Raw genomic sequence first — 20,723 nt, forward strand, 5'->3', positions numbered from 1 at the left:
CGGGCCACCTTGCAGCATTACAGGGTGCGCGGCACTTCGATACGCTCGAAGCACTCGATCTGGTCGCCCGGCTTGACGTCGTTGTAGGCCTTCACCGCGATACCGCATTCGGTACCGTTGCGGACTTCCTCGACGTTCTCCTTGAAGCGACGCAGCGATTCCAGCTCGCCCTCGAAGATCACCACGCTGTCGCGCAGCACGCGGATCGGCTTGTTGCGCTTGACCACGCCCTCGATGACCATCGAGCCGGCAACGGCGCCCAGCTTGGAGCTGCGGAAGACGTCGCGGACCTCGGCGATACCGATGATCTCTTCGCGGATCTCCACGCCCAGCAGACCGGATGCCACCTGCTTCACCTGATCGATCACGTCATAGATGATCGAGAAGTAACGCAGGTCAACGCCGTTGGATTCAATGATGCGACGGGCCGAAGCATCCGCACGCACGTTGAAGCCGATGACGGTGGCCTTCGAAGCAGCCGCCGAGTTGGCATCCGATTCGGTGATGCCGCCGACGCCGGAGTGGATCACGTTGATGCGGATGTCTTCGTTGGACAGCGCGACCAGTGCCTGGCTCAGGGCCTGCACCGAACCCTGCACGTCGGCCTTGATGACCAAGTTGAGGACCTGCTGGCCCTCGCCCTTGCCCAGGGTCGCCATGATGTCTTCCATGCGGCTGCCAGCGGTGGCGACCAGGCGCGATTCACGGCGCTTGGTCTCACGCTGCTGGGCAACATCCTTGGCCAGGCGCTCGTCCTCGACCACCACGAAGTCGTCTCCGGCTTCCGGCACACCGGACAGGCCCAGGACCTGCACCGGGATCGACGGGCCGGCGAACTCCGGCTGCTTGCCGGTTTCGTCGAACAGCGCACGCACGCGGCCGTACTGGATACCGCACACCAGGTAGTCGCCCTTCTTCAGGCGGCCCTGCTGCACCAGCACCGTAGCGACCGGGCCGCGGCCCTTGTCCAGCGACGATTCGATCACCACGCCCGAGGCGCGGCCTTCGTCGACGGCCTTCAGTTCCAGCAGTTCGGCCTGCACCGACACCGCGTCCAGCAGGTCGTCGATGCCCAGGCCGGTCTTGGCCGAGATCTCCACCATCTGGATGTCACCACCGAACTCTTCGGCCACGACCTGCTCGGAGAGCAGCTCGTTCTTGACCCGCATCGGGTCGGCGCCGGACTTGTCGATCTTGTTGATCGCCACGATCAGCGGCACACCCGCCGAACGGGCGTGCTGGATCGCTTCCTTGGTCTGCGGCATGACGCCGTCGTCGGCAGCAACCACCAGCACCACGATGTCGGTCAGCTTGGCACCGCGGGCACGCATCGAGGTGAACGCGGCGTGGCCCGGGGTATCCAGGAAGCTGATGACGCCCTTGGGCGTCTCGACGTGGTAGGCGCCGATATGCTGGGTGATGCCGCCGGCTTCGCCGTGGGCAACCTTGGTGCGGCGGATGTAGTCCAGCAGCGAGGTCTTGCCGTGGTCCACGTGACCCATGATGGTGACCACCGGCGGGCGCTGTACGGCTTCGCCCTGGTTTTCACCGGTCGAAGCCAGCAGCGCGTCTTCGGCATCGTTGTCGTTGGCACGGATCGCCTTGTGGCCGAGTTCTTCGGTCACCAGCGCAGCGGTGTCGTGGTCGATGGACTGGGTGATGGTCGCCATCACGCCCATCTTGAACAGCGCCTTCACCACCTCGCCGCCCTTCAGCGCGAGCTTCTGCGCCAGGTCGGCCACGGTGATGGTCTCGCCGATCGCGACTTCACGCACGACCGGTGCGGTCGGGCGTTCGAACGCGTGCGGACCGGCATTGTTGCCACCACGCGACATGTCGCGACGGCCACCGGACTGGTTGCGGCCACCCGGACGTCCACGCGAACTGCTGTTGTTGCTGTTGCCACGACGCGCACGGTCGGCGGCCGACAGGTGCATCTGGCCGGCGAAGCGGTCGCCCGGGCCACGCTCGTTGCGCGGCGCGCTGCGGTTGTTGCGCTCGTCGTTGCGCGGCGGCGGAGCACCACGCGGCGCAGCCGGGGCGGCGGCCGGGGCGCGCGGCGGGCGCGGCGCGGTTTCGTCGATCGGAGCACGCTTGGGCTTGCTGGCGGCCAGTGCCTCGGCCGCCTTGGCCGCAGCCGCAGCTTCCTCGGCGGCCTTCTTCTCGGCCTCGGCGCGTTCCTTGGCGGCGGCCTCTTCCTCACGGGCACGGACGATGGCCTCGTCGCGCAGACGATCCTTCTCGGCCAGGGCCTGCTGTTCGGCGAGGTTGCGCGCACGCGACTCTTCCAGCTTGCGCAGGATGTCGGCGCGCTCTTCGTCCGGCGTCATGGCGCGAGCACCATCCTTGACGTAGGTACGCTTCTGGCGCACCTCGACATTCACGGTCGTCTTGCTGCGACCGGAATTGACCGTCACTTCCTGCTGCTTCCGGCGGTTGAGCGTGATCTTCTTTGCAGACTGATCGGTCTCTTCCGGGGCCTGCTCGGGCTTGCCGTGCGAACGACGAAGGAAGCCCAGGAGCTTTACCTTCTCGGAGCTGGTCACGACCTGGTCGGGACCGCTGAACTTCATGCCGGCACCGGCCAGCTGTTCCAGCAGTTTTTCGACCGGCGTGTTGACCAGTTCGGCAAGCTTGCGGATGGTGGTTTGCTGCGACATTCGGATCCTATGATCTTGTGGGCGCCCCCCCGCATCTGGAGGTGGCGCGGATTCTACGCCCTGAGCGGCTCAGGGCCCTGTTCATTGCCGGCTCATTCGCCGCGTTCCAGTCGGGCGATCTCCTCGGCACGGGCGGCCAGGATCAGCGCAGCGGCGCGCGCCTGATCCAGTCCTTCGATGCCGAAGTCCATGACCTCGTCGGCGGCCAGGTCGGACAGGTCCTCGCTGGTACGCACGCCGTGGCCGGCCAGCGCATATGCGGTGGCTTCGTCCATGCCCTTCAGGGACAGCAGGTCCTGCGCCGGCTGGCCGTCTTCAAGGCCTTCCTCGACTGCCAGGGCCTCATTGAGCAGCGCATCGCGGGCACGAGCGCGCAGCTCTTCGACGATGTCCTCGTCGAAACCTTCCACGGCCAGCAGTTCGCCGACCGGGACATATGCGATTTCCTCGACGGTGCCGAAGCCTTCGCTGACCAGGATGCCGGCGATTTCCTCGTCCACTTCCAGTTTGTCCATGAACAGCTGGCGGGCGGCAGCCTGCTCGGCCTCCGACTTGGCAGTGACCTGGTCCTGGGTCATCACGTTGAGCTGCCAGCCGGTCAGGCGGCTGGCCAGGCGCACGTTCTGGCCGCCCTTGCCGATCGCCTGGGCCAGGCGGTCTTCGGCAACGGCCAGGTCCATCGAGTGCTTGTCCTCATCGACGATGATCGACTGCACTTCGGCCGGCGCCATCGCGTTGATGACGAAGTTGGCCGGGTTGTCGTTCCACAGCACGATGTCCACGCGCTCGCCATTGAGCTCGTTGGACACGGCCTGCACGCGCGAACCGCGCATGCCGATGCAGGCACCGATCGGGTCGGTGCGCTGGTCGTGGGCCAGCACGGCGATCTTGGCGCGGTCGCCCGGATCGCGGGCGCAGGCCTTGATTTCCACCAGGCCCTGGCCGACTTCCGGCACTTCCAGCTTGAACAGCTCGATCATGAACTCCGGCGCGGCGCGGCTGATGAACAGCTGCGGGCCACGCGGCTCCGAGCGCACTTCGGCCAGGTAGCCGCGCACGCGGTCGCCGGCACGCAGCACGTCGCGCGGAATGCCCTTGTCCTTCGGAATGAAGCCTTCGGCATTGCCACCGAGGTCGACGTAGATGTTGCCGCGCTCGGCGCGCTTGACCACACCGGTGATCAGCTCACCCACGCGATCCTTCCATGCATCCACGACCTGCTGGCGCTCGGCTTCGCGCACGCGCTGGACGATGACCTGCTTGGCGGCCTGGGCAGCGATGCGGCCGAAGTCCGGGTTCTCGATCTGCTCTTCGATGTAGTCGCCGACCTCGACGCCTTCGGCCTCGTCGACCGCGTCCATCAGGCGGATCTGGCGATCCGGCGATTCCATCACCACATCATCGGCCACCACTTCCCAGCGGCGGAAGGTTTCGTAGCTGCCATCCTTGTGGTCGATGACCACGCGGGTCAGCACTTCCTCCTCGGGATAGCGCTTCTTCGCTGCCGAGGCCAGGGCGGCCTCGATGGCATCGAAGATCACTTCACGCGGCACGCCCTTCTCGTTGGCGACTGCGTCGACTACCAGCAACAGTTCCTTGCTCATTGGCTCACTCCGCGCGCGGCTTCTTTGCCGCCGGCTCGTTGGAAGAAGAATTCGTGTTCGGCTTCGGACGCTTCGGCGCCGGACCGGTCGGCTTGCTCGGGGCCAGCCCCAGCGCCACCCAGTCGGGCATGATCCGTGCCTTGTCGATGTTGTCGGCCGACACGACCACTTCAGCCTTGTCGACGATGAAGGTGATGGTGCCCGCGGCCTCGTCGATCGCTTCGATGCGGCCCTGCAGGCGACGACGGTTGTCCTGCGGCAACTTCAGCGTGACCTTGGCCGATTCACCCTGGTGGCGGCCGAACTGCTCCAGGTTGAACAGCGGGCGGTCCACGCCCGGCGAGGACACTTCCAGCGTGTAGTTGCCGCTGATCGGGTCTTCGACGTCCAGCTGCGCCGAGACTTCGCGGCTGACCCGCTCGCAGTCGTCGACATTGATGATGCGCTCGGGCTGTTCAGCCAGCGGCACGTCGATGTAAAGGCGCAGGGTCGCACCGCCGGGGGCCGGCAGATACTCAACGCCCAGCAGCTCCAGGCCCAGCGACACAACGGTCGGGGCGAGCAGATTCGCGATGTCGGTTGCCTTGTCGCTCACAGCCTGCCTTGATCTCTATGGTTGGGTGCCGGCCTTGGCCGGCGTGGAAACATGACGCCCCGGAAACGACAAAGGGCCCGTTGGGCCCCTTTTCCGGAAAGACTCCGGTGACTGGATTCCGGTTGCAACCTGCATTGCCTGCCGGTTGCGGCCCTCCTTCCGGGTCCGGACTCCCGCTGGGAGGCCGCCTTCAGGGGTACTGCTAGGCCGCTGATGATAGCGGCTGCACCGCGCTGGTGCAAGGTGCGGACCCGGGGTCAGACCCCTTTTCCACGGGAAAAGGGATCTGACCCCGATCACGCAGAAACGACGCAGACCCCAAAGAAAAACGCCCTCGAAGCAGCACTTCGAAGGCGATCTCTTTACTTGGTAGCGGGGGCAGGATTTGAACCTGCGACCTTCGGGTTATGAGCCCGACGAGCTGCCAGACTGCTCCACCCCGCATCAGAAGCGGAATTATGAGCGGTTGCTCCAAAAACTGCAAGCCTCCCCTCATTCATCAAATCGGTTGGCGCCGATCCGAAGTTGGTAGCGGGGGCAGGATTTGAACCTGCGACCTTCGGGTTATGAGCCCGACGAGCTGCCAGACTGCTCCACCCCGCACCGGAAGTGTTTGAACTGCTGCCCTGCTCTTTCGAGGGGGGGGCTACCGCAACGATGTTCTGGCTGAACCGCTGCAGTGACAACTCAGGCTGCGCATATTACACGAATCGCGCAGCTTTGTGTCAACTTTTATGCAAGATGCGCAAATGCCTGCTGGCACCAGACCATGATCGGGTTCCAGGCCAGGCCCAAGGCCAGCAGCGCCAGGGCATTGACACCCAGCACCACACCCAGCACGCGGTCGTTGTTGCGCGGCATGGCCTCGCCCACCGGCTCATCGAAGTACATGACCTTGATGACGCGCAGGTAGTAGAAGCAGCCGACCACGGCGCACAGCACGCCCAGGATGGCCAGCCACAGCAGGCCGCCGTTGACGGCCGCGCCCAGCACCGCCAGCTTGGTCCAGAAGCCCAGGAACGGCGGGATGCCGGCCAGCGACGCCATGATGCACAGCACCAGGCCGGCCATCCACGGGTTGCGGGCATTGAGGCCCTTGAAGTCCTCGATGTTCTCGGCTTCAAAGCCGGCACGCGACAGCGCGATGATCGCGCCGAAGGCGGCGGTCGACATGATGGCGTAGGCCAGTGCGTAGAACAGCGCAGCGGCATAGCCCTGTGCGCCACCACCGGCGATGCCCATCAGCAGGAAGCCGATGTGCGAGACGGTGGAGAACGCCAGCATGCGCTTGAGATTGCTCTGCGCGATGGCCATCAGGTTGCCGATGACCAGCGAGACTGCGGCCAGGCCGGCGATCAGCAGCTGCAGTTCGGTCGACAGCGGACCCACGCCCATTTCCAGCAGGCGGTAGGCCATGCCGAAGGCGGCCAGCTTCGGCGCCGAGCTGATGAACAGTGCGATCGGTGCCGGGGCACCCTGGTACACGTCCGGCAGCCACATGTGGAACGGTGCGGCACCCAGCTTGAAGGCGACGCCGGCGATCATGAACACCGCACCGGTGATCAGCAGCACGCGCTCTTCCGAGTGCGGGATGGCGTCACGGATGACGTCCAGGTGCAGGCTGCCGGTAGCGCCGTAGATCAGCGACATGCCGTACAGCAGCAGGCCAGAGGCCAGCGAGCCGAGCACGATGTACTTCATCGCCGCTTCCGAGGCCAGGCCGTTTTCGCGGTTGCTGGCGACCAGGGCGTAGGAGCACAGCGCCAGCAGTTCCAGGCCCAGGTAGACCATCAGCAGGCTGCCGGCCGACACCAGGATCATCATGCCGGCGGTGCCGAACAGGATCAGCACCGGGATCTCGCCCTGGAACAGGTTGCGGTCACGCAGGTAACGCCAGCCGTAGACCAGGGTCAGGCCGCTGAGCAGCACGATCCCGGTCTTCATCACGTCCGCGGCGGTATCGCGCACGAACATGCCATGGAAGACCTCGCCCTGCCCGCCCACGCCGGTGACCAGCATGAACAGCACCACGGCCAGCGCAGCGAGCGAGAACAGGTGGGTGACGATCTTGTTCCGGTTGCTGACGAACAGGTCGAGGATCATCAGGGCGAAGGCGCTGCCGATCAGCACCAGCTCGGGAGCGAGCGGTGGCAGGTCAGCGGCGGTCAATGGCAGCAGCGGCGAGGTGGTCATCATCAAATCCTGGAATTACAGCAGCTTGCTGGATGCGATCTGCATCGCCAGCTTCGCGATCGAGGGCTCCATCAGGTCGGTCAGCGGCTTGGGATAGATGCCCAGGGCCAGCACGCCGATGGCGAACACGCCCAGCACCAGCCATTCGCGGCCGTTGATGTCCTTCAGTTCGGCAACATGGCTGTTGGCCACTTCACCGAAGAAGATGCGCTTGTACAGCCACAGGGTGTAGGCGGCGCCGATGATCAGGGTGGTGGCCGCGCCCAGCGCGATCCACGGATTGCGCTGGAAGGCCGACAGGATGACCATGAACTCGCCAACGAAACCGCTGGTACCGGGCAGGCCCGCGTTGGCCATGAAGAACAGCATGGCGAAGGTGGCGAACCACGGCATCACGTTGACCACGCCGCCGTAATCGGCGATGCGGCGGCTGTGCATGCGGTCGTACAGCACGCCGACACAGGAGAACATCGCGCCGGAGACGAAGCCGTGCGAGATCATCTGCACCATGGCGCCCTGCAGGCCCAGGCGGGCGGCATCGGCGTTGCCGGCTTCACGGACCAGCCACAGGGCAATGAAGGTGCCCAGGGTGACGAAGCCCATGTGCGCGATCGACGAATAGGCGATCAGCTTCTTCATGTCGTCCTGCACCAGGGCGACCAGGCCAACGTAGATCACTGCGATCAACGACAGCGCAATCACCAGCCAGGCCCATTCCTGCGACGCGTCCGGGACGATCGGCAGGTTGAAGCGCAGGAAGCCATAGCCACCGATCTTCAGGGCGATGGCGGCCAGGATCACCGAACCGGCGGTCGGCGCTTCCACGTGGGCGTCCGGCAGCCAGGTATGGACCGGGAACATCGGCACCTTGACCGCGAAGGCGATCAGGAACGCGAAGAAGATCCAGGTCTGTTCCTTGGCCGACAGTGGCAGTGCATACAGGTCGGCCAGCTGGAAGCTGCCGCCCTTCATGTACAGGTAGATCAGTGCCACCAGCATCAGCACCGAGCCGAGGAAGGTGTACAGGAAGAACTTCAGCGCAGCGTAGATGCGACGCGGGCCGCCCCAGACACCGATGATCAGGAACATCGGGATCAGCATCGCCTCGAAGAACACGTAGAACAGCATCGCGTCCGTCGCCGCGAAGATACCGACCGTGACGCCTTCCAGGATCAGGAAGGCCGCCACGTACTGGTTCACGCGCTTGTCGATGGCGCTCCAGGCGCCGATCAGGGCAAGCACGCTGACCAGGGTGGTCAGCAGGATCAGCGCCACGGCAATGCCGTCCACGCCCAGGTTGTAGCCGATCTTGTACGCCGGGATCCAGGCATGGGTCTCGACGAACTGCAGACCGTCGATGCCCGCGTTGTAGCCGCTCAGCAGCGAGAGGCTCGCCACGAACGTCAGCACCGCTACGCCCAGCGACGCCCAGCGGGCGGTCTGCGCATCACGGATCGCAAGGATCAGGGCGCCACCGATGATCGGCAGCCAGATGAGGACACTGAGTAGAGGCCAGTTCGACACGTCTTCTTATTCCGTACAGGTCATCAACGCAGGTAATGCATCAGCACGCCCAGCAGGGCAATCAGGCCGATGATCATCGCGAAGGCGTAGTGATAGAGGAAACCGGATTGGGTACGACGCAGCACGCCGGCTGCAACGTCCACAACACGTGCCGAGAGATTGACCACGCCGTCGACGATGTTGCTGTCGATCCAGCGCGAGACCTTGCCCAGCTTGACGCTGCCACCGGCAAAGCCATCGATCCACAGCTTGTCGAAGCCGTACTTGTTTTCCAGCACCGACACCAGCGGAGCGAACGTCTTGCGCGCCTTGCCCGACAGGTCCGGCTTCCACAGGTAGAACAGTGCGGCCAGCAGGAAGCCCGCAACGGTCAGCATGAACGCCGGAGCCATCATGCCGTGCAGCGCGAAGGCGACCGGGCCGTGGAACTCCTCACCCAGGAAGCCGATGGTGTTCTTGGCCGGATCGTAGAAGTCGACGATTCCGGTGAAGAACGTATGCGCCTGGCCCTTGATGGCATCGTGGGCATGATGGCCGGCCCAGTCGGTGCCGTACAGCATCGGACCGATGCTGAAGAAACCGATGGCGATCGACGGGATGGCCAGCAGGATCAGCGGCAAGGTCACCACCCACGGGGTTTCGTGCGGCTCATGCGGACCGTGGCCATGGCCGTGGTCATCGTGATGCGCATCGCCGTGGTGGGCGTCGGCGGCGTGGTGAGCGTCATGGGCGTGACCATGATCGTCATGATGCACGTCGCGGAAACGCTCCTTGCCGTGGAAGGTCAGGAACAGCAGGCGGAAGCTGTAGAAGCTGGTGACGATCACGCCACCCAGCACTGCCCAGTAGCCGTAGGTGGCCACCCAGTTGTCGGACAGGTGCGCGTGCAGCTCGGCGGCCTCGATGATGGTGTCCTTCGAGTAGAAGCCGGAGAAGAACGGCGTACCCACCAGTGCCAGCGTACCGATCCACATGGTGATGAAGGTGATCGGCATGTACTTGCGCAGGCCACCCATCTTGCGCATGTCCTGCTCGTGGTGCATGGCAATGATGACCGAGCCGGCACCCAGGAACAGCAGCGCCTTGAAGAAGGCGTGGGTCATCAGGTGGAACACGGCTGCCGAGTAGGCCGACACGCCCAGTGCAACCGTCATGTAGCCCAGCTGCGACAGCGTGGAGTACGCGACGACGCGCTTGATGTCGTTCTGCACGATACCGATCAGGCCGGTGAAGAACGCGGTGGTGGCACCGATGAACAGCACGAAGTTCAGCGCGGTCTGCGACAGCTCGAACAGCGGCGACATGCGGGTGACCATGAAGATACCGGCGGTCACCATCGTCGCGGCGTGGATCAGTGCCGAGATCGGGGTCGGGCCTTCCATCGAGTCGGGCAGCCACACGTGCAGCGGGACCTGGGCCGACTTGCCCATGGCACCAATGAACAGGCAGATGCAGATGACGGTAGCGATCGACCAGATCACCGGCTCGTTGAGCAGCTGCATGCCCAGGATCGTGCCGTCCCAGATCTGCAGCTGGGCGCGCGGATCAGCCAGCATGCCGGCCTGCGAGAACACCTGCGAGTAGTCCAGGGTGCCGAACACCCACAGCACGCCGGCGATGCCGAGCAGGAAGCCGAAGTCACCGACGCGGTTGACCAGGAACGCCTTCATGTTGGCGAAGATCGCGGTCGGGCGCTTGAACCAGAAGCCGATCAGCAGGTACGACACCAGGCCCACCGCTTCCCAGCCGAAGAACAGCTGCAGGAAGTTGTTGCTCATCACCAGGGTGAGCATCGAGAAGGTGAACAGCGAGATGTAGCTGAAGAACCGCTGGTAGCCCGGATCGTCCTGCATGTAGCCGATCGTGTAGATGTGGACCAGCAGCGACACGAAGGTCACCACCACCATCATCATCGCGGTCAGCTTGTCGACCATGAAGCCGACGTGGGCCGAGTACTGGCCGACTTCGAAGAACGTGTAGATGTTCTGGTTGAACGGCTGTGCGCCGCCCCACAGCAGCTGGTAGAGCGTGTACATCGACAGGCCGCAGGCCACCGCGACGCCAAGGATGGTGATGGTCTGCGCGCCGAAGCGCTTGACCTGGCGACCGAACAGGCCGGCGATGATGCTGCCGAACAGCGGCGCAAGCACCACTGCGATCAACAGACTCTTGGAGAGAGTGATTTCCATCTGTGGATCAGCCCTTCAACGAATCGACTTCGCCGACATTGATCGTGCGGCGGGTACGGAACAGGGTCACCAGGATCGCCAGGCCGATGGCGGCTTCCGCGGCGGCGACGGTCAGGATGAAGAACACGAACAGCTGGCCGGACGGGTCGCCCAGCTGGCGCGAGAAGCCGACGAAGTTGATGTTCACCGACAGCAGCATCAGTTCGATCGACATCAGCAGGACGATGACGTTCTTCCGGTTGAGGAAGATGCCGGCCAGGCTGATGGCGAACAGCACCGCGCCAAGCGCAAGGATGTGGCCAAGGGTAATCACGGCTGGGTCTCCTCGCCGGTGGCCGGCTTGCTGTTGCTGTGCACGACCGGTGCTTCGGCACCCATCTTGACCATGCGCAGGCGCTGGCCGGCCTTGACCATGGTCTGCTCGCCCGGGTTCTGGCTCTTGACGCCGGTACGACGGCGCAGGGTCAGCATGACGGCGGCAACCACGGCCACGGTCAGGATGACGGCGGCGAACTCGAACGGCAGCAGGTACTCGGTGAACAGCGTGCGTGCCAGCCAGGTGATGTTGGAACTGTCGGCGGCGACCGCAGCGGCGTTGTCGGCCGGGAACGGCGTGACCGAGCGTGCCTTGACGCCGATCAGGATCAGCATCTGCGCCAGCATCGCCACCGCGACGATGAGGCCGACCGGCAGGTAGCGCACCCAGCCCTCACGCAGCTTGGTGGGGTCGATGTCCAGCATCATCACCACGAACAGGAACAGCACCATCACCGCGCCGACGTAGACCAGCACCAGGGCCACGCCGAGGAACTCGGCCCCCACCAGCAGCCACACGCAGGCAATGGAGAAGAAGGTCAGCACCAGGCAGAGCACGGCGTGAACCGGGTTGCGCACGCTGATCACCGCACCGGCCGAAACCGTTGCCGCGATGGCGAACACCCAGAAAGCGATATTTACCCAATCCATCTCTCGACCTCAGCGGTAAGCGGCATCGGCGGCACGACGCTCGGCGATCTCGGACTCGAGACGGTCGCCAAGGGCCAGCAGCTGCGGCTTGGTAACGATGTTTTCGCCACGGTTCTCGAAGTGGTACTCGAGGATGTGGGTTTCGACGATCGAGTCCACCGGGCAGCTTTCTTCGCAGAAGCCGCAGAAGATGCACTTGAACAGGTCGATGTCGTAGCGGGTGGTGCGGCGGGTGCCGTCCTCGCGCTTGGCCGAGTCGATGGTGATGGCCAGCGCCGGGCACACCGCTTCACACAGCTTGCAGGCAATGCAGCGCTCTTCGCCGTTGGGATAACGGCGCAGGGCGTGCAGGCCACGGAAGCGCGGCGACTGCGGGAACTTCTCCATCGGGTACATCATCGTGTACTTCGGCTTGAAGCTGTACTTCAGCGTCAGCCAGAGGCCGGCCAGCAGTTCGAGCAGCAGCAGGCTCTTGAAGTAATGGGTAATCCTGTTCATCACTTAGACGCCCTTTTGAATCACGCCGAAGAACACCATGACGGCGGTAACCGCGATCCACAGAATGGCCAGCGGGATGAAGACCTTCCAGCCCAGGCGCATGATCTGGTCATAGCGGAAGCGCGGGAAGCTGGCACGGAACCAGATGTAGGCACTGGCGAAGAAGAACACCTTGACGAACAACCACGGTGCACCGCCCTTCCAGATCCAGTCGACCAGCGGCGAGACATTGCCGAAGTCGACCCAGCCCTGGACCGGGCTCAGCCAGCCGCCGAGGAAGAAGATCGAGATCAGGAAGCTGATCAGGATCATGTTTGCGTATTCGGCCAGGAAGAACAGGGCGAAGGCGCCGCCGGAGTACTCGACCATGTGGCCGGCAACGATTTCCGACTCGCCTTCCACCACGTCGAACGGCGCACGGTTGGTTTCAGCCACGCCCGACACCCAGTAGATGACGAACAGCGGGAACAGCGGCAGCAGGAACCAGTCGAAGAAACCGGAGCTGCCGGCCTGCGCAGCGACGATGTTGCTCAGGTTCAGGCTGCCCGAGGCGATCATCACGCCGACCAGGGCGAAGCCCATGGCGATTTCGTAGCTGATCATCTGCGCCGAGGCGCGCATGGCGCCCAGGAACGCGTACTTCGAGTTGGACGCCCAACCGGCCAGGATGATGCCGTAGATGCCCAGCGAGGTCATCGCCAGCAGATACAGCAGGCCGGCGTTGGCGTTGGACAGCACGATCTGCGAATCGAAGGGCACCACCGACCAGGCCGCGAAGGCCGGCGCCAGGGTGATCAGCGGCGCCAGCAGGTAGATCGCCTTGTTGGCGCTGCTCGGCTGGACCACTTCCTTGAACAGCAGCTTGAAGACGTCGGCGAAGGCCTGGAAGATGCCCATGCCCACGTACATCGGGCCGTGGCGGACGTGCATCCAGCCGATCAGCTTGCGTTCCCAGACCACGTAGAAGGCCACCGAGATGATCACCGGAACGGCGATCACCAGGATCTTCAGGATGATCCAGATCAGCGCGCCGATGTCACCGAGGCCGAGCAGCCACTGGTGCAGCGGGTCGACCGCGTTCAACAGCAATTCGTTCATGCAGCCACCACCGATACGCGTGCGGCACCCAGCGGCGCGGTCGCGCCGTGGCCCGATTCAATCCAGACCGAACCCGCAGCGACGCGGGCGTCGACCACCACCGGCAGGGTGGCCTTGCCGGCGTCGGTGCCGACCTTGGCCATCTGCCCTTCCTGCAGCTGCAGGCGAGCGGCATCTTCTGCGTTCAGCACGATGCGCGGGGCGTTGTTGAGCGGATGCGACTGCAGTGCCGGCGCGCGACGGACCACCGCATCGGTGCGGTAGATCGCGGCAGTCGAAGCCACTTCCAGGCCTTCACCGGCAACTGCCGGCTGCGCCGAAGCAGCGACGGTGACCGACACCGGGGCCAGGCTGGCACGCAGGCCGGCCAGGTCGGTGAAGTCGAAACCGGCCAGCGCCATGTCGCCGCCCAGTGCGCGCAGCACGCGCCAGCCTTCGCGGGCCTCGCCCGGCAGCTTGCCGCCGGCACGCGCCGACTGCTCGCGACCATCGAGGTTGGTCAGGGTGGCGTCGATTTCCGGCAGCGCACCGATCGGCAGGATCACGTCGGCAACGTCGCGGGTCGAGGCGCAGGCGAACTGGCTGAAGGCCACCACCTTCGCACCCGCCAGCGCCTTGCGGGCGGCCGGGGCGTCGGCGAAGTCCAGGCCCGGCTCAAGGCCGTACACCACGTAGGCCTGGCGCGGCTGCGCCAGCATCGCGGCGACGTCCTTGCCAGCCGGCAGCACGCCTGCGCGGGTCAGGCCAACGGCGTTGGCGCCCTGCGGGATGCGGCACAGCTTGGCACCGGTAGCGCCAGCGAAGTCACGCGCGGCAGCGCGGATCGCGGCAGCCTGCGGGTGGTTCTCGGCGATGCCACCAACGATCAGCACGGTGTTGTTGCCGCCCTGCACTGCCGAACGCAGCTCGGCGTTGGCCAGCGCATCGACGAACTTCGACGGGGCAACGATCTGCTTGCCGGCGACACTGAAGGCGAAGTCGAAGTCCACCGGATTGACCACGTGGATCTTCGCGCCCTTGGTGGTCTGCGCCTTGCGCAGGCGAGCGTGCAGCAGCGGCAGTTCGTGGCGGATGTTGCTGCCCAGGACCACGATGCGGTCGGCGCCCTCGATCTCGGCCAGCGGCAGGCCGAACACTTCGGCGGTTGCGGCGTCGGAGAAATCGCGGTTGTTGATGCGGTGGTCGATGTTGCCCGAGCCCAGGCCCTTGGCCAGGCGGGCCAGCAGTGCGCCTTCCTCGTTCGAGGTCGACGGGTGCACCAGCACGCCCAGGTTGTCGCCCTGGTTGGCCTTGAGGATTTCGGCGGCCGCGGCCAGGCCTTCGGCCCAGCTCACTTCCTTCCACTCGCCGTTGACCTTGCGCAGCGGCTTGACCGCACGGTCTTCGCTGTACAGGCCCTGGTGCGAGTAGCGGTCACGGTCGGACAGCCAGCACTCGTTCACGGCTTCGTTGTCGCGCGGCACGGTGCGCAGCACTTCGCCGCGACGCACGTGCAGGAACAGGTTCGAACCCATCGCGTCGTGATAGCCCAGCGACTCGCGCGCGGTCAGTTCCCACGGGCGGGCGCGGAACTGGAACACCTTGTTGGTCAGCGCGCCGACCGGGCAGACGTCGACGACGTTGCCGGACAGCTCGGTGGTCAGCGGCTTGCCGTCGAAGGTACCGATCTGCAGGTTCTCACCGCGGTACATGCCACCCAGTTCGTAGGTACCGGCAACGTCGGCGGTGAAGCGGACGCAGCGGGTGCACTGGATGCAGCGGGTCATCTCGGTGGCAACCAGCGGACCCATGTCCTCGTCAGGCACCACACGCTTGCGCTCGTTGAAGCGGCTGACCGAACGGCCATAGCCCAGCGACACGTCCTGCAGCTCGCACTCGCCGCCCTGATCACAGATCGGGCAGTCCAGCGGGTGGTTGATGAGCAGGAACTCCATCACCGAGCGCTGGAACTTCAGCGCCTTCTCGCTGCGGGTGGCGACCTTCATGCCGTCCATCACCGGGGTGGCACAGGCCGGCGCCGGCTTCGGCGACTTCTCCACGTCCACCAGGCACATGCGGCAGTTGGCGGCGATCGGCAACTTCTCGTGATAGCAGAAGCGCGGAATCGGAATGCCGGCCTTGTCGGCCGCCTGGATAATCATCGAGCCCTTGGGCACGACCAGCGACTTGCCATCGATCTCGATGGTGACGTGATCGGGTGGGACGCTCGGATTTACGGGTTGCGCGCTCATGCAGCGGCTGCCTCCACCTTCTTGCCGTCAACCATCGAATGACCGTTGACGATGTAGTACTCGAACTCGTCCCAGAACTGGCGCAGGAAGCCCTGGATGGGCCATGCAGCCGCTTCGCCGAACGCACAGATGGTGTGGCCTTCGATCTGCCCGGCCACTGCCTTCAGCTGGTGCAGGTCTTCCATCGTGGCCTTGCCGGCGACGATGCGCTCCAGCACGCGGTGCATCCAGCCGGTGCCTTCACGGCACGGGGTGCACTGGCCGCAGGATTCCTTGTGGAAGAACTGGCTGATGCGGCAGGCGAACTTGACGCAGCAGACGCTGTCGTCGAGCACGACGATCGCACCCGAGCCCAGGCCGGAGCCCAGCGCACGGATGGTGTCGTAGTCCATCGGCAGGCCCTTCAGCTCGGCCGCGGTCAGCACCGGCATCGACACGCCGCCCGGGATCGCGCCCTTGAGCTTGCGGCCCGGACGCAGGCCACCGGCCATTTCCAGCAGGTCGTCGAAGGTGGTGCCCAGCGGCACTTCGAAGTTGCCGCCGTTCTGCACGCAGCCGGACACCGAGAAGCACTTCGGGCCACCGTTGGCGGTCAGGCTCAGGCCCTTGAACCACTCCGGGCCGTTGCGGATGATCGCCGGCACCGAACCGTAGGTTTCGGTGTTGTTGATCGTCGACGGCTTGCCGTACAGGCCGAAGTTGGCCGGGAACGGCGGCTTGTAGCGCGGCTGGCCCTTCTTGCCTTCCAGCGATTCCATCAGCGCGGTTTCTTCGCCGCAGATGTACGCGCCAGCGCCCAGCGCGCCGTAGATGTCGATGTCCACGCCGCTGCCGAGGATGTTCTTGCCCAGCCAGCCGTTCGCATAGGCGTCGGCCAGGGCCTGCTCGAAGTGCTCGAACGGCTCGTGGTGGAATTCACCGCGCAGGTAGTTGTAGCCCACGGTCGAACCGGTGGCGTAGCAGGCGATCGCCATGCCTTCCACGACCGAATGCGGGTTGTAGCGCAGGATGTCGCGATCCTTGCAGGTGCCCGGCTCGGATTCGTCCGAGTTGCAGAGGATGTACTTCTGCATGTTGCCCTTGGGCATGAACGACCACTTCAGGCCGGTCGGGAAGCCGGCGCCACCGCGGCCGCGCAGGCCCGAGGCCTTGACCATCTCGATGACCTGCTCCGGCGGGATCTTCTCTTCGAGGATCTTGCGCAGGGCAGCGTAGCCACCGGTCTTCAGGTAGCTTTCGTACGACCACGGGGTGTCGTAATGCAGGGTGGTATAGACCACCTGGTGCGGCAGCGGCGCGGGGCCGACCGGACCCTTGGATTCGTGGTGATGTGCCATGCCCTTACTCCAGCCCGTCCAGCAGCTCGTCGACCTTTTCCAGGGTCAGACGCTCATGGTAGTGACCGTTGATGACCATCATCGGCGCGCCACCGCAGCCGGCCAGGCACTCTTCCTCGCGCTTGAGATAGACGCGGCCGTCAGGGGTCGATTCACCGTGCTTGATGCCCAGCTTCTTCTCGCAATGGCGCACGATGTCCTCGGCGCCATTGAGCCAGCAGCTGATGTTGGTGCAGATGGCCACGTTGTTGCGGCCCACCTTCTCGGTCTCGAACATCGAGTAGAAGCTGGCGACCTCGTAGGCCCACACCGGCGGCAGGTCCAGGTACTTGGCCACGCCGGCGATCAGTTCGTCGGTCAGCCAGCCCTGGTTCTGCTCCTGGGCCGCATGCAGGCCCTGCAGCACGGCAGAGCGCTTGCGGTCCGGCGGGAACTTGGACAGCCAGTGATCGATGTGAGCGCGGGTCTTGTCGCTCAGCACCACCATCGGGTCGACGTCGCGCGCCGCCTCGAAATTACCTGTCGCCTTCATCGGCCGACCTCAGCGAAATGCATAACGTGAAATTCCAGAAACTGCGGCGCCGGCTTGCGCCGGCTGCCTGCAGCGGGCGTTGGCGTGGCGGACGGCATTACCGGTCAACCTCGCCGAACACCAGGTCGTAGGTGCCGATCATCGCCACCACGTCAGCCAGCATGTGGCCGCGCACGACCGAATCGATCGAGGACAGGTGGGCGAAGCCCGGCGCACGCAGGTGCACGCGGAACGGCTTGTTGGCGCCATCGGAGACCAGGTAGCAGCCGAATTCACCCTTCGGGGCTTCCACCGCCGAGTAGGTCTCGCCGGCCGGCACGCAGTAGCCTTCGCTGAACAGCTTGAAGTGGTGGATCAACGCTTCCATGTCGTCCTTCATGTCCTCGCGCCTGGGCGGCGCGACCTTGAAGTTCTTCACCATCACCGGGCCCGGGTTGGCCTTCAGCCACGCCACGCACTGCTTGATGATGCGGTTGGATTCGCGCATTTCGGCAACGCGGACCAGATAGCGGTCGTAGCAGTCGCCTTCCTTGCCCAGCGGGATGTCGAAATCGACGGCATCGTACTTGGCGTACGGACGCTTCTTGCGCAGGTCCCAGGCAATGCCCGAGCCGCGCAGCATCACGCCGGTCATGCCCCACTGGTGGGCCAGTTCGGGAGTGACCACGCCAATGCCGACGGTACGCTGCTTCCAGATACGGTTGTCGGTCAGCAGGGTTTCGTATTCGTCGATGCGCTTGGGGAACTCGACGGTGAAGTTCTCCAGGAAGTCCAGCAGCGAGCCTTCGCGCGAAGCATTGAGCTGCTTCAGCGCCTTGCCCTTGTGCCAGCGCGATTCCTTGTACTTCGGCATGTGGTCCGGCAGGTCGCGGTAGACACCGCCCGGACGGTAGTACGCCGCGTGCATGCGCGCGCCGGAAACCGCTTCGTAGCAGTCCATCAGCTCTTCGCGTTCGCGGAAGGCGTACAGCATCACCGCCATCGCGCCCAGGTCGAGCGCGTTGGAGCCCAGCCACATCAGGTGGTTGAGGATGCGGGTGATTTCATCGTACATGGTGCGGATGTACTGGGCACGCTCCGGCGCCTCGATACCCATCAGGGTCTCGATCGCGCGCACGTACGCGTGCTCGTTGCACATCATCGACACGTAATCCAGGCGATCCATGTAGCCGATCGACTGGTTGAACGGCTTGGACTCGGCCAGCTTCTCGGTACCACGGTGCAGCAGACCCACGTGCGGATCGGCGCGCATGATGGTTTCACCGTCCATTTCCAGGATCAGGCGCAGCACACCGTGAGCGGCCGGATGCTGCGGGCCGAAGTTCATGGTGTAGTTGCGGATTTCCTGCCGGCTCTCGGCGGCGTTGCTGGCGAATGCTTCGCCGGCCTGGTGTACGTGGCTCACTTCACTGCCTCCTGCGCGCGCTCACCTTCTGCGGTCTGCAGACGGGCGTCGTCGCGGATCACGCGCGGCACGCCGACGCGCGGCTCCACCGAGGTGACCGGTTCGTAGATCACGCGCTTCTTTTCTTCGTCGTAGCGGACTTCGACATTGCCGATCAGCGGGAAGTCCTTGCGGAACGGATGGCCGACGAAACCGTAGTCGGTCAGGATCCGGCGCAGGTCCGGGTGGCCTTCGAAGATCACGCCGTACAGGTCGAACGCCTCGCGCTCGAACCAGTTCAGGCCCGGCCAGATGCCGGTCAGCGAGGACACCACCGGCAGTGCTTCGTCAGGGGCGAAGCAGCGCAGGTGCATCATCAGGTTGTGCTGGTAGGAACGCAGCTGCGCGACCACCGCAAAGCGCTGGGTCGGCATGTGCTGCGGGCGGGCACCGTCGGCACCGTTTTCCTCGGTGGGGAACTCGCCCCACGCGAAGCGGCCCTGGGCCTTGCCTTCGACGCCTCGGCTGAAACCCTGCGAGGACACGTCAGCGGTGTCCCATTCGTCGGAGCCATAACCGAGGTAGTCGACGCCGCACAGATCCACGGCCTGCTCGAAACCAAACTCGTCACGCAGCGCCAGGGCGGTGGCGTGCCACTCGGCGGCAGGCACTTCCAGCGTCACTTCGCCGCGGGGTTCGACCACGATGACCTTCGCACCAGCGAAACGTGCGGAGAGTCGGTCGATGAAGGATGCTTGCTCTGCCATGGGGGCTTGGCGCGCTCTAGTCAGGTGAAGGGGTCAGCGGGCGATGGTCTGTGTACGCCAGATCTTCTTCTGCAGCTGCAGGATCCCGTACACCAGCGCCTCGGCGGTCGGCGGGCAGCCCGGGACGTAGACGTCCACCGGCACCACGCGATCACAGCCGCGCACCACAGAATAGGAGTAGTGGTAGTAGCCGCCACCGTTGGCGCAGCTACCCATCGAGATGACCCACTTCGGGTCCGGCATCTGGTCGTAGACCTTGCGCAGCGCCGGGGCCATCTTGTTGACCAGGGTGCCGGCCACGATCATCACGTCAGACTGACGCGGCGACGGGCGGAACACCACGCCGTAGCGGTCCAGGTCCAGGCGCGCGGCGCCGGCATGCATCATCTCGACCGCGCAGCAGGCCAGGCCGAAGGTCATCGGCCACATCGAGCCGGTGCGCGCCCAGTTCAGCAGTGCGTCGACGCTGGTGGTGACGAAGCCCTTTTCCAGCAGCGGGTTGTCGCCTTCCGGCCGCAGGATGTCATCAACCCGGCCTTCCGGCGACGGGTTGTTCATGAGGCCATCGAGAGTCTGAATCACTCCCATTCCAGCGCTCCCTTCTTCCAGACGTAAATGAAACCGAGGAACAGCATGCCGACGAACAGGCCCATGGTGACCAGCGAACGGGCGCCCAGTTCCATGAAGACCTGGGTCCACGGCACGATGAAGATGATTTCCAGGTCGAAGACGATGAACTGGATCGCGATCAGGTAGTAGCGCACGTCGAACTTCATGCGCGCGTCTTCGAAGGCTTCGAAGCCGCACTCATACGGCGACAGCTTTTCCAGATCGGGGCGGCGGGGACCGAGGAATCGACCAACCAGCATCAGCGTAACGCCGATACCGGTGGCAACGATCAGAAACAGCAGAGACGGCAAATATTCGGCCAGCACAGCGATTCTCTCTTGCCTCTGCCGCCGCGCCTGCAGGCGCTTTGGCATGGGGGAGTGGACGGGAACCTGCCTGGCGCCTTGCGCGCCAGACGAACCCGCTTTACTTACAAATGGTGCCCAAGAGGGGACTCGAACCCCTACGACTTGCGTCGCTACCACCTCAAGGTAGTGCGTCTACCAATTCCGCCACCTGGGCAAACGATCACATCA

Annotated in this window: 17 protein-coding genes and 3 tRNA genes; all 20 read right to left on the reverse strand. The window is 64.6% G+C overall.

Annotated features, from left to right (window positions below):
• Positions 1-17: 17 nt before the first annotated feature.
• Positions 18-2,660: a translation initiation factor IF-2 gene (gene infB, locus ACS0OT_RS13875; RefSeq protein WP_139727415.1), complete on the reverse strand. Its 2,643-nt coding sequence runs from the start codon at positions 2,658-2,660 to the stop codon at positions 18-20.
• Between the two features lie 92 nt (positions 2,661-2,752).
• Positions 2,753-4,264, reverse strand: a complete 1,512-nt coding sequence (gene nusA, locus ACS0OT_RS13880; RefSeq protein ID WP_005417911.1) for a transcription termination factor NusA — start codon at positions 4,262-4,264, stop codon at positions 2,753-2,755.
• A gap of 4 nt (positions 4,265-4,268) precedes the next feature.
• Complete coding sequence (rimP, locus tag ACS0OT_RS13885) at positions 4,269-4,859, reverse strand: ribosome maturation factor RimP (protein WP_005417913.1); 591 nt, start codon at positions 4,857-4,859, stop codon at positions 4,269-4,271.
• 367 nt (positions 4,860-5,226) lie between these two features.
• A tRNA-Met gene (locus ACS0OT_RS13890) sits at positions 5,227-5,303 on the reverse strand.
• Between the two features lie 82 nt (positions 5,304-5,385).
• Positions 5,386-5,462: transfer RNA gene (locus ACS0OT_RS13895), tRNA-Met, on the reverse strand.
• Between the two features lie 129 nt (positions 5,463-5,591).
• On the reverse strand, positions 5,592-7,052 hold the full coding sequence (gene nuoN / locus ACS0OT_RS13900; protein WP_065179770.1) for an NADH-quinone oxidoreductase subunit NuoN: 1,461 nt from the start codon (positions 7,050-7,052) through the stop codon (positions 5,592-5,594).
• 15 nt (positions 7,053-7,067) lie between these two features.
• Positions 7,068-8,576 carry an NADH-quinone oxidoreductase subunit M gene (locus ACS0OT_RS13905; RefSeq protein ID WP_005410452.1) on the reverse strand — a complete coding sequence of 503 codons (1,509 nt, stop codon included), beginning with the start codon at positions 8,574-8,576 and terminating at the stop codon, positions 7,068-7,070.
• 23 nt (positions 8,577-8,599) lie between these two features.
• On the reverse strand, positions 8,600-10,765 hold the full coding sequence (gene nuoL, locus ACS0OT_RS13910) for an NADH-quinone oxidoreductase subunit L (RefSeq protein ID WP_065186671.1): 2,166 nt from the start codon (positions 10,763-10,765) through the stop codon (positions 8,600-8,602).
• Positions 10,766-10,772: 7 nt separating this feature from the next.
• The gene (nuoK, locus tag ACS0OT_RS13915) at positions 10,773-11,078 is read right to left on the reverse strand and encodes an NADH-quinone oxidoreductase subunit NuoK (protein WP_005417921.1); all 306 of its coding nucleotides are present in this window, start codon (positions 11,076-11,078) and stop codon (positions 10,773-10,775) included.
• The gene (locus ACS0OT_RS13920) at positions 11,075-11,731 is read right to left on the reverse strand and encodes an NADH-quinone oxidoreductase subunit J (protein WP_005417923.1); all 657 of its coding nucleotides are present in this window, start codon (positions 11,729-11,731) and stop codon (positions 11,075-11,077) included. Before ACS0OT_RS13920 ends, nuoK begins: the two co-directional genes overlap by 4 nt.
• Positions 11,732-11,740: 9 nt before the next feature.
• Positions 11,741-12,229: an NADH-quinone oxidoreductase subunit NuoI gene (gene nuoI / locus ACS0OT_RS13925; RefSeq protein WP_005417924.1), complete on the reverse strand. Its 489-nt coding sequence runs from the start codon at positions 12,227-12,229 to the stop codon at positions 11,741-11,743.
• Positions 12,230-12,232: 3 nt separating this feature from the next.
• Entirely contained in the window at positions 12,233-13,327 is a 1,095-nt protein-coding gene (nuoH, locus tag ACS0OT_RS13930; RefSeq protein WP_065186670.1) for an NADH-quinone oxidoreductase subunit NuoH, read from the reverse strand.
• On the reverse strand, positions 13,324-15,558 hold the full coding sequence (gene nuoG, locus ACS0OT_RS13935; RefSeq protein ID WP_065186669.1) for an NADH-quinone oxidoreductase subunit NuoG: 2,235 nt from the start codon (positions 15,556-15,558) through the stop codon (positions 13,324-13,326). Before nuoG ends, nuoH begins: the two co-directional genes overlap by 4 nt.
• Positions 15,555-16,895: an NADH-quinone oxidoreductase subunit NuoF gene (gene nuoF, locus ACS0OT_RS13940; protein ID WP_005417934.1), complete on the reverse strand. Its 1,341-nt coding sequence runs from the start codon at positions 16,893-16,895 to the stop codon at positions 15,555-15,557. The genes nuoG and nuoF overlap by 4 nt, the downstream gene beginning before the upstream one ends.
• A gap of 4 nt (positions 16,896-16,899) precedes the next feature.
• On the reverse strand, positions 16,900-17,427 hold the full coding sequence (gene nuoE, locus ACS0OT_RS13945; RefSeq protein WP_005410460.1) for an NADH-quinone oxidoreductase subunit NuoE: 528 nt from the start codon (positions 17,425-17,427) through the stop codon (positions 16,900-16,902).
• A gap of 97 nt (positions 17,428-17,524) precedes the next feature.
• Positions 17,525-18,832, reverse strand: a complete 1,308-nt coding sequence (locus ACS0OT_RS13950) for an NADH-quinone oxidoreductase subunit D (protein ID WP_005417935.1) — start codon at positions 18,830-18,832, stop codon at positions 17,525-17,527.
• The gene (locus ACS0OT_RS13955; RefSeq protein WP_005410462.1) at positions 18,829-19,578 is read right to left on the reverse strand and encodes an NADH-quinone oxidoreductase subunit C; all 750 of its coding nucleotides are present in this window, start codon (positions 19,576-19,578) and stop codon (positions 18,829-18,831) included. Before ACS0OT_RS13955 ends, ACS0OT_RS13950 begins: the two co-directional genes overlap by 4 nt.
• A gap of 33 nt (positions 19,579-19,611) precedes the next feature.
• On the reverse strand, positions 19,612-20,166 hold the full coding sequence (locus ACS0OT_RS13960; protein ID WP_005417936.1) for a NuoB/complex I 20 kDa subunit family protein: 555 nt from the start codon (positions 20,164-20,166) through the stop codon (positions 19,612-19,614).
• Positions 20,157-20,513 carry an NADH-quinone oxidoreductase subunit A gene (locus ACS0OT_RS13965; RefSeq protein WP_005417937.1) on the reverse strand — a complete coding sequence of 119 codons (357 nt, stop codon included), beginning with the start codon at positions 20,511-20,513 and terminating at the stop codon, positions 20,157-20,159. Before ACS0OT_RS13965 ends, ACS0OT_RS13960 begins: the two co-directional genes overlap by 10 nt.
• A 111-nt stretch (positions 20,514-20,624) precedes the next feature.
• Positions 20,625-20,709: transfer RNA gene (locus ACS0OT_RS13970), tRNA-Leu, on the reverse strand.
• Positions 20,710-20,723 lie beyond the last annotated feature (14 nt).

This window comes from Stenotrophomonas maltophilia group sp. RY12688, from assembly GCF_052149045.1.
GTDB classification, from domain to species: domain Bacteria; phylum Pseudomonadota; class Gammaproteobacteria; order Xanthomonadales; family Xanthomonadaceae; genus Stenotrophomonas; species Stenotrophomonas sepilia.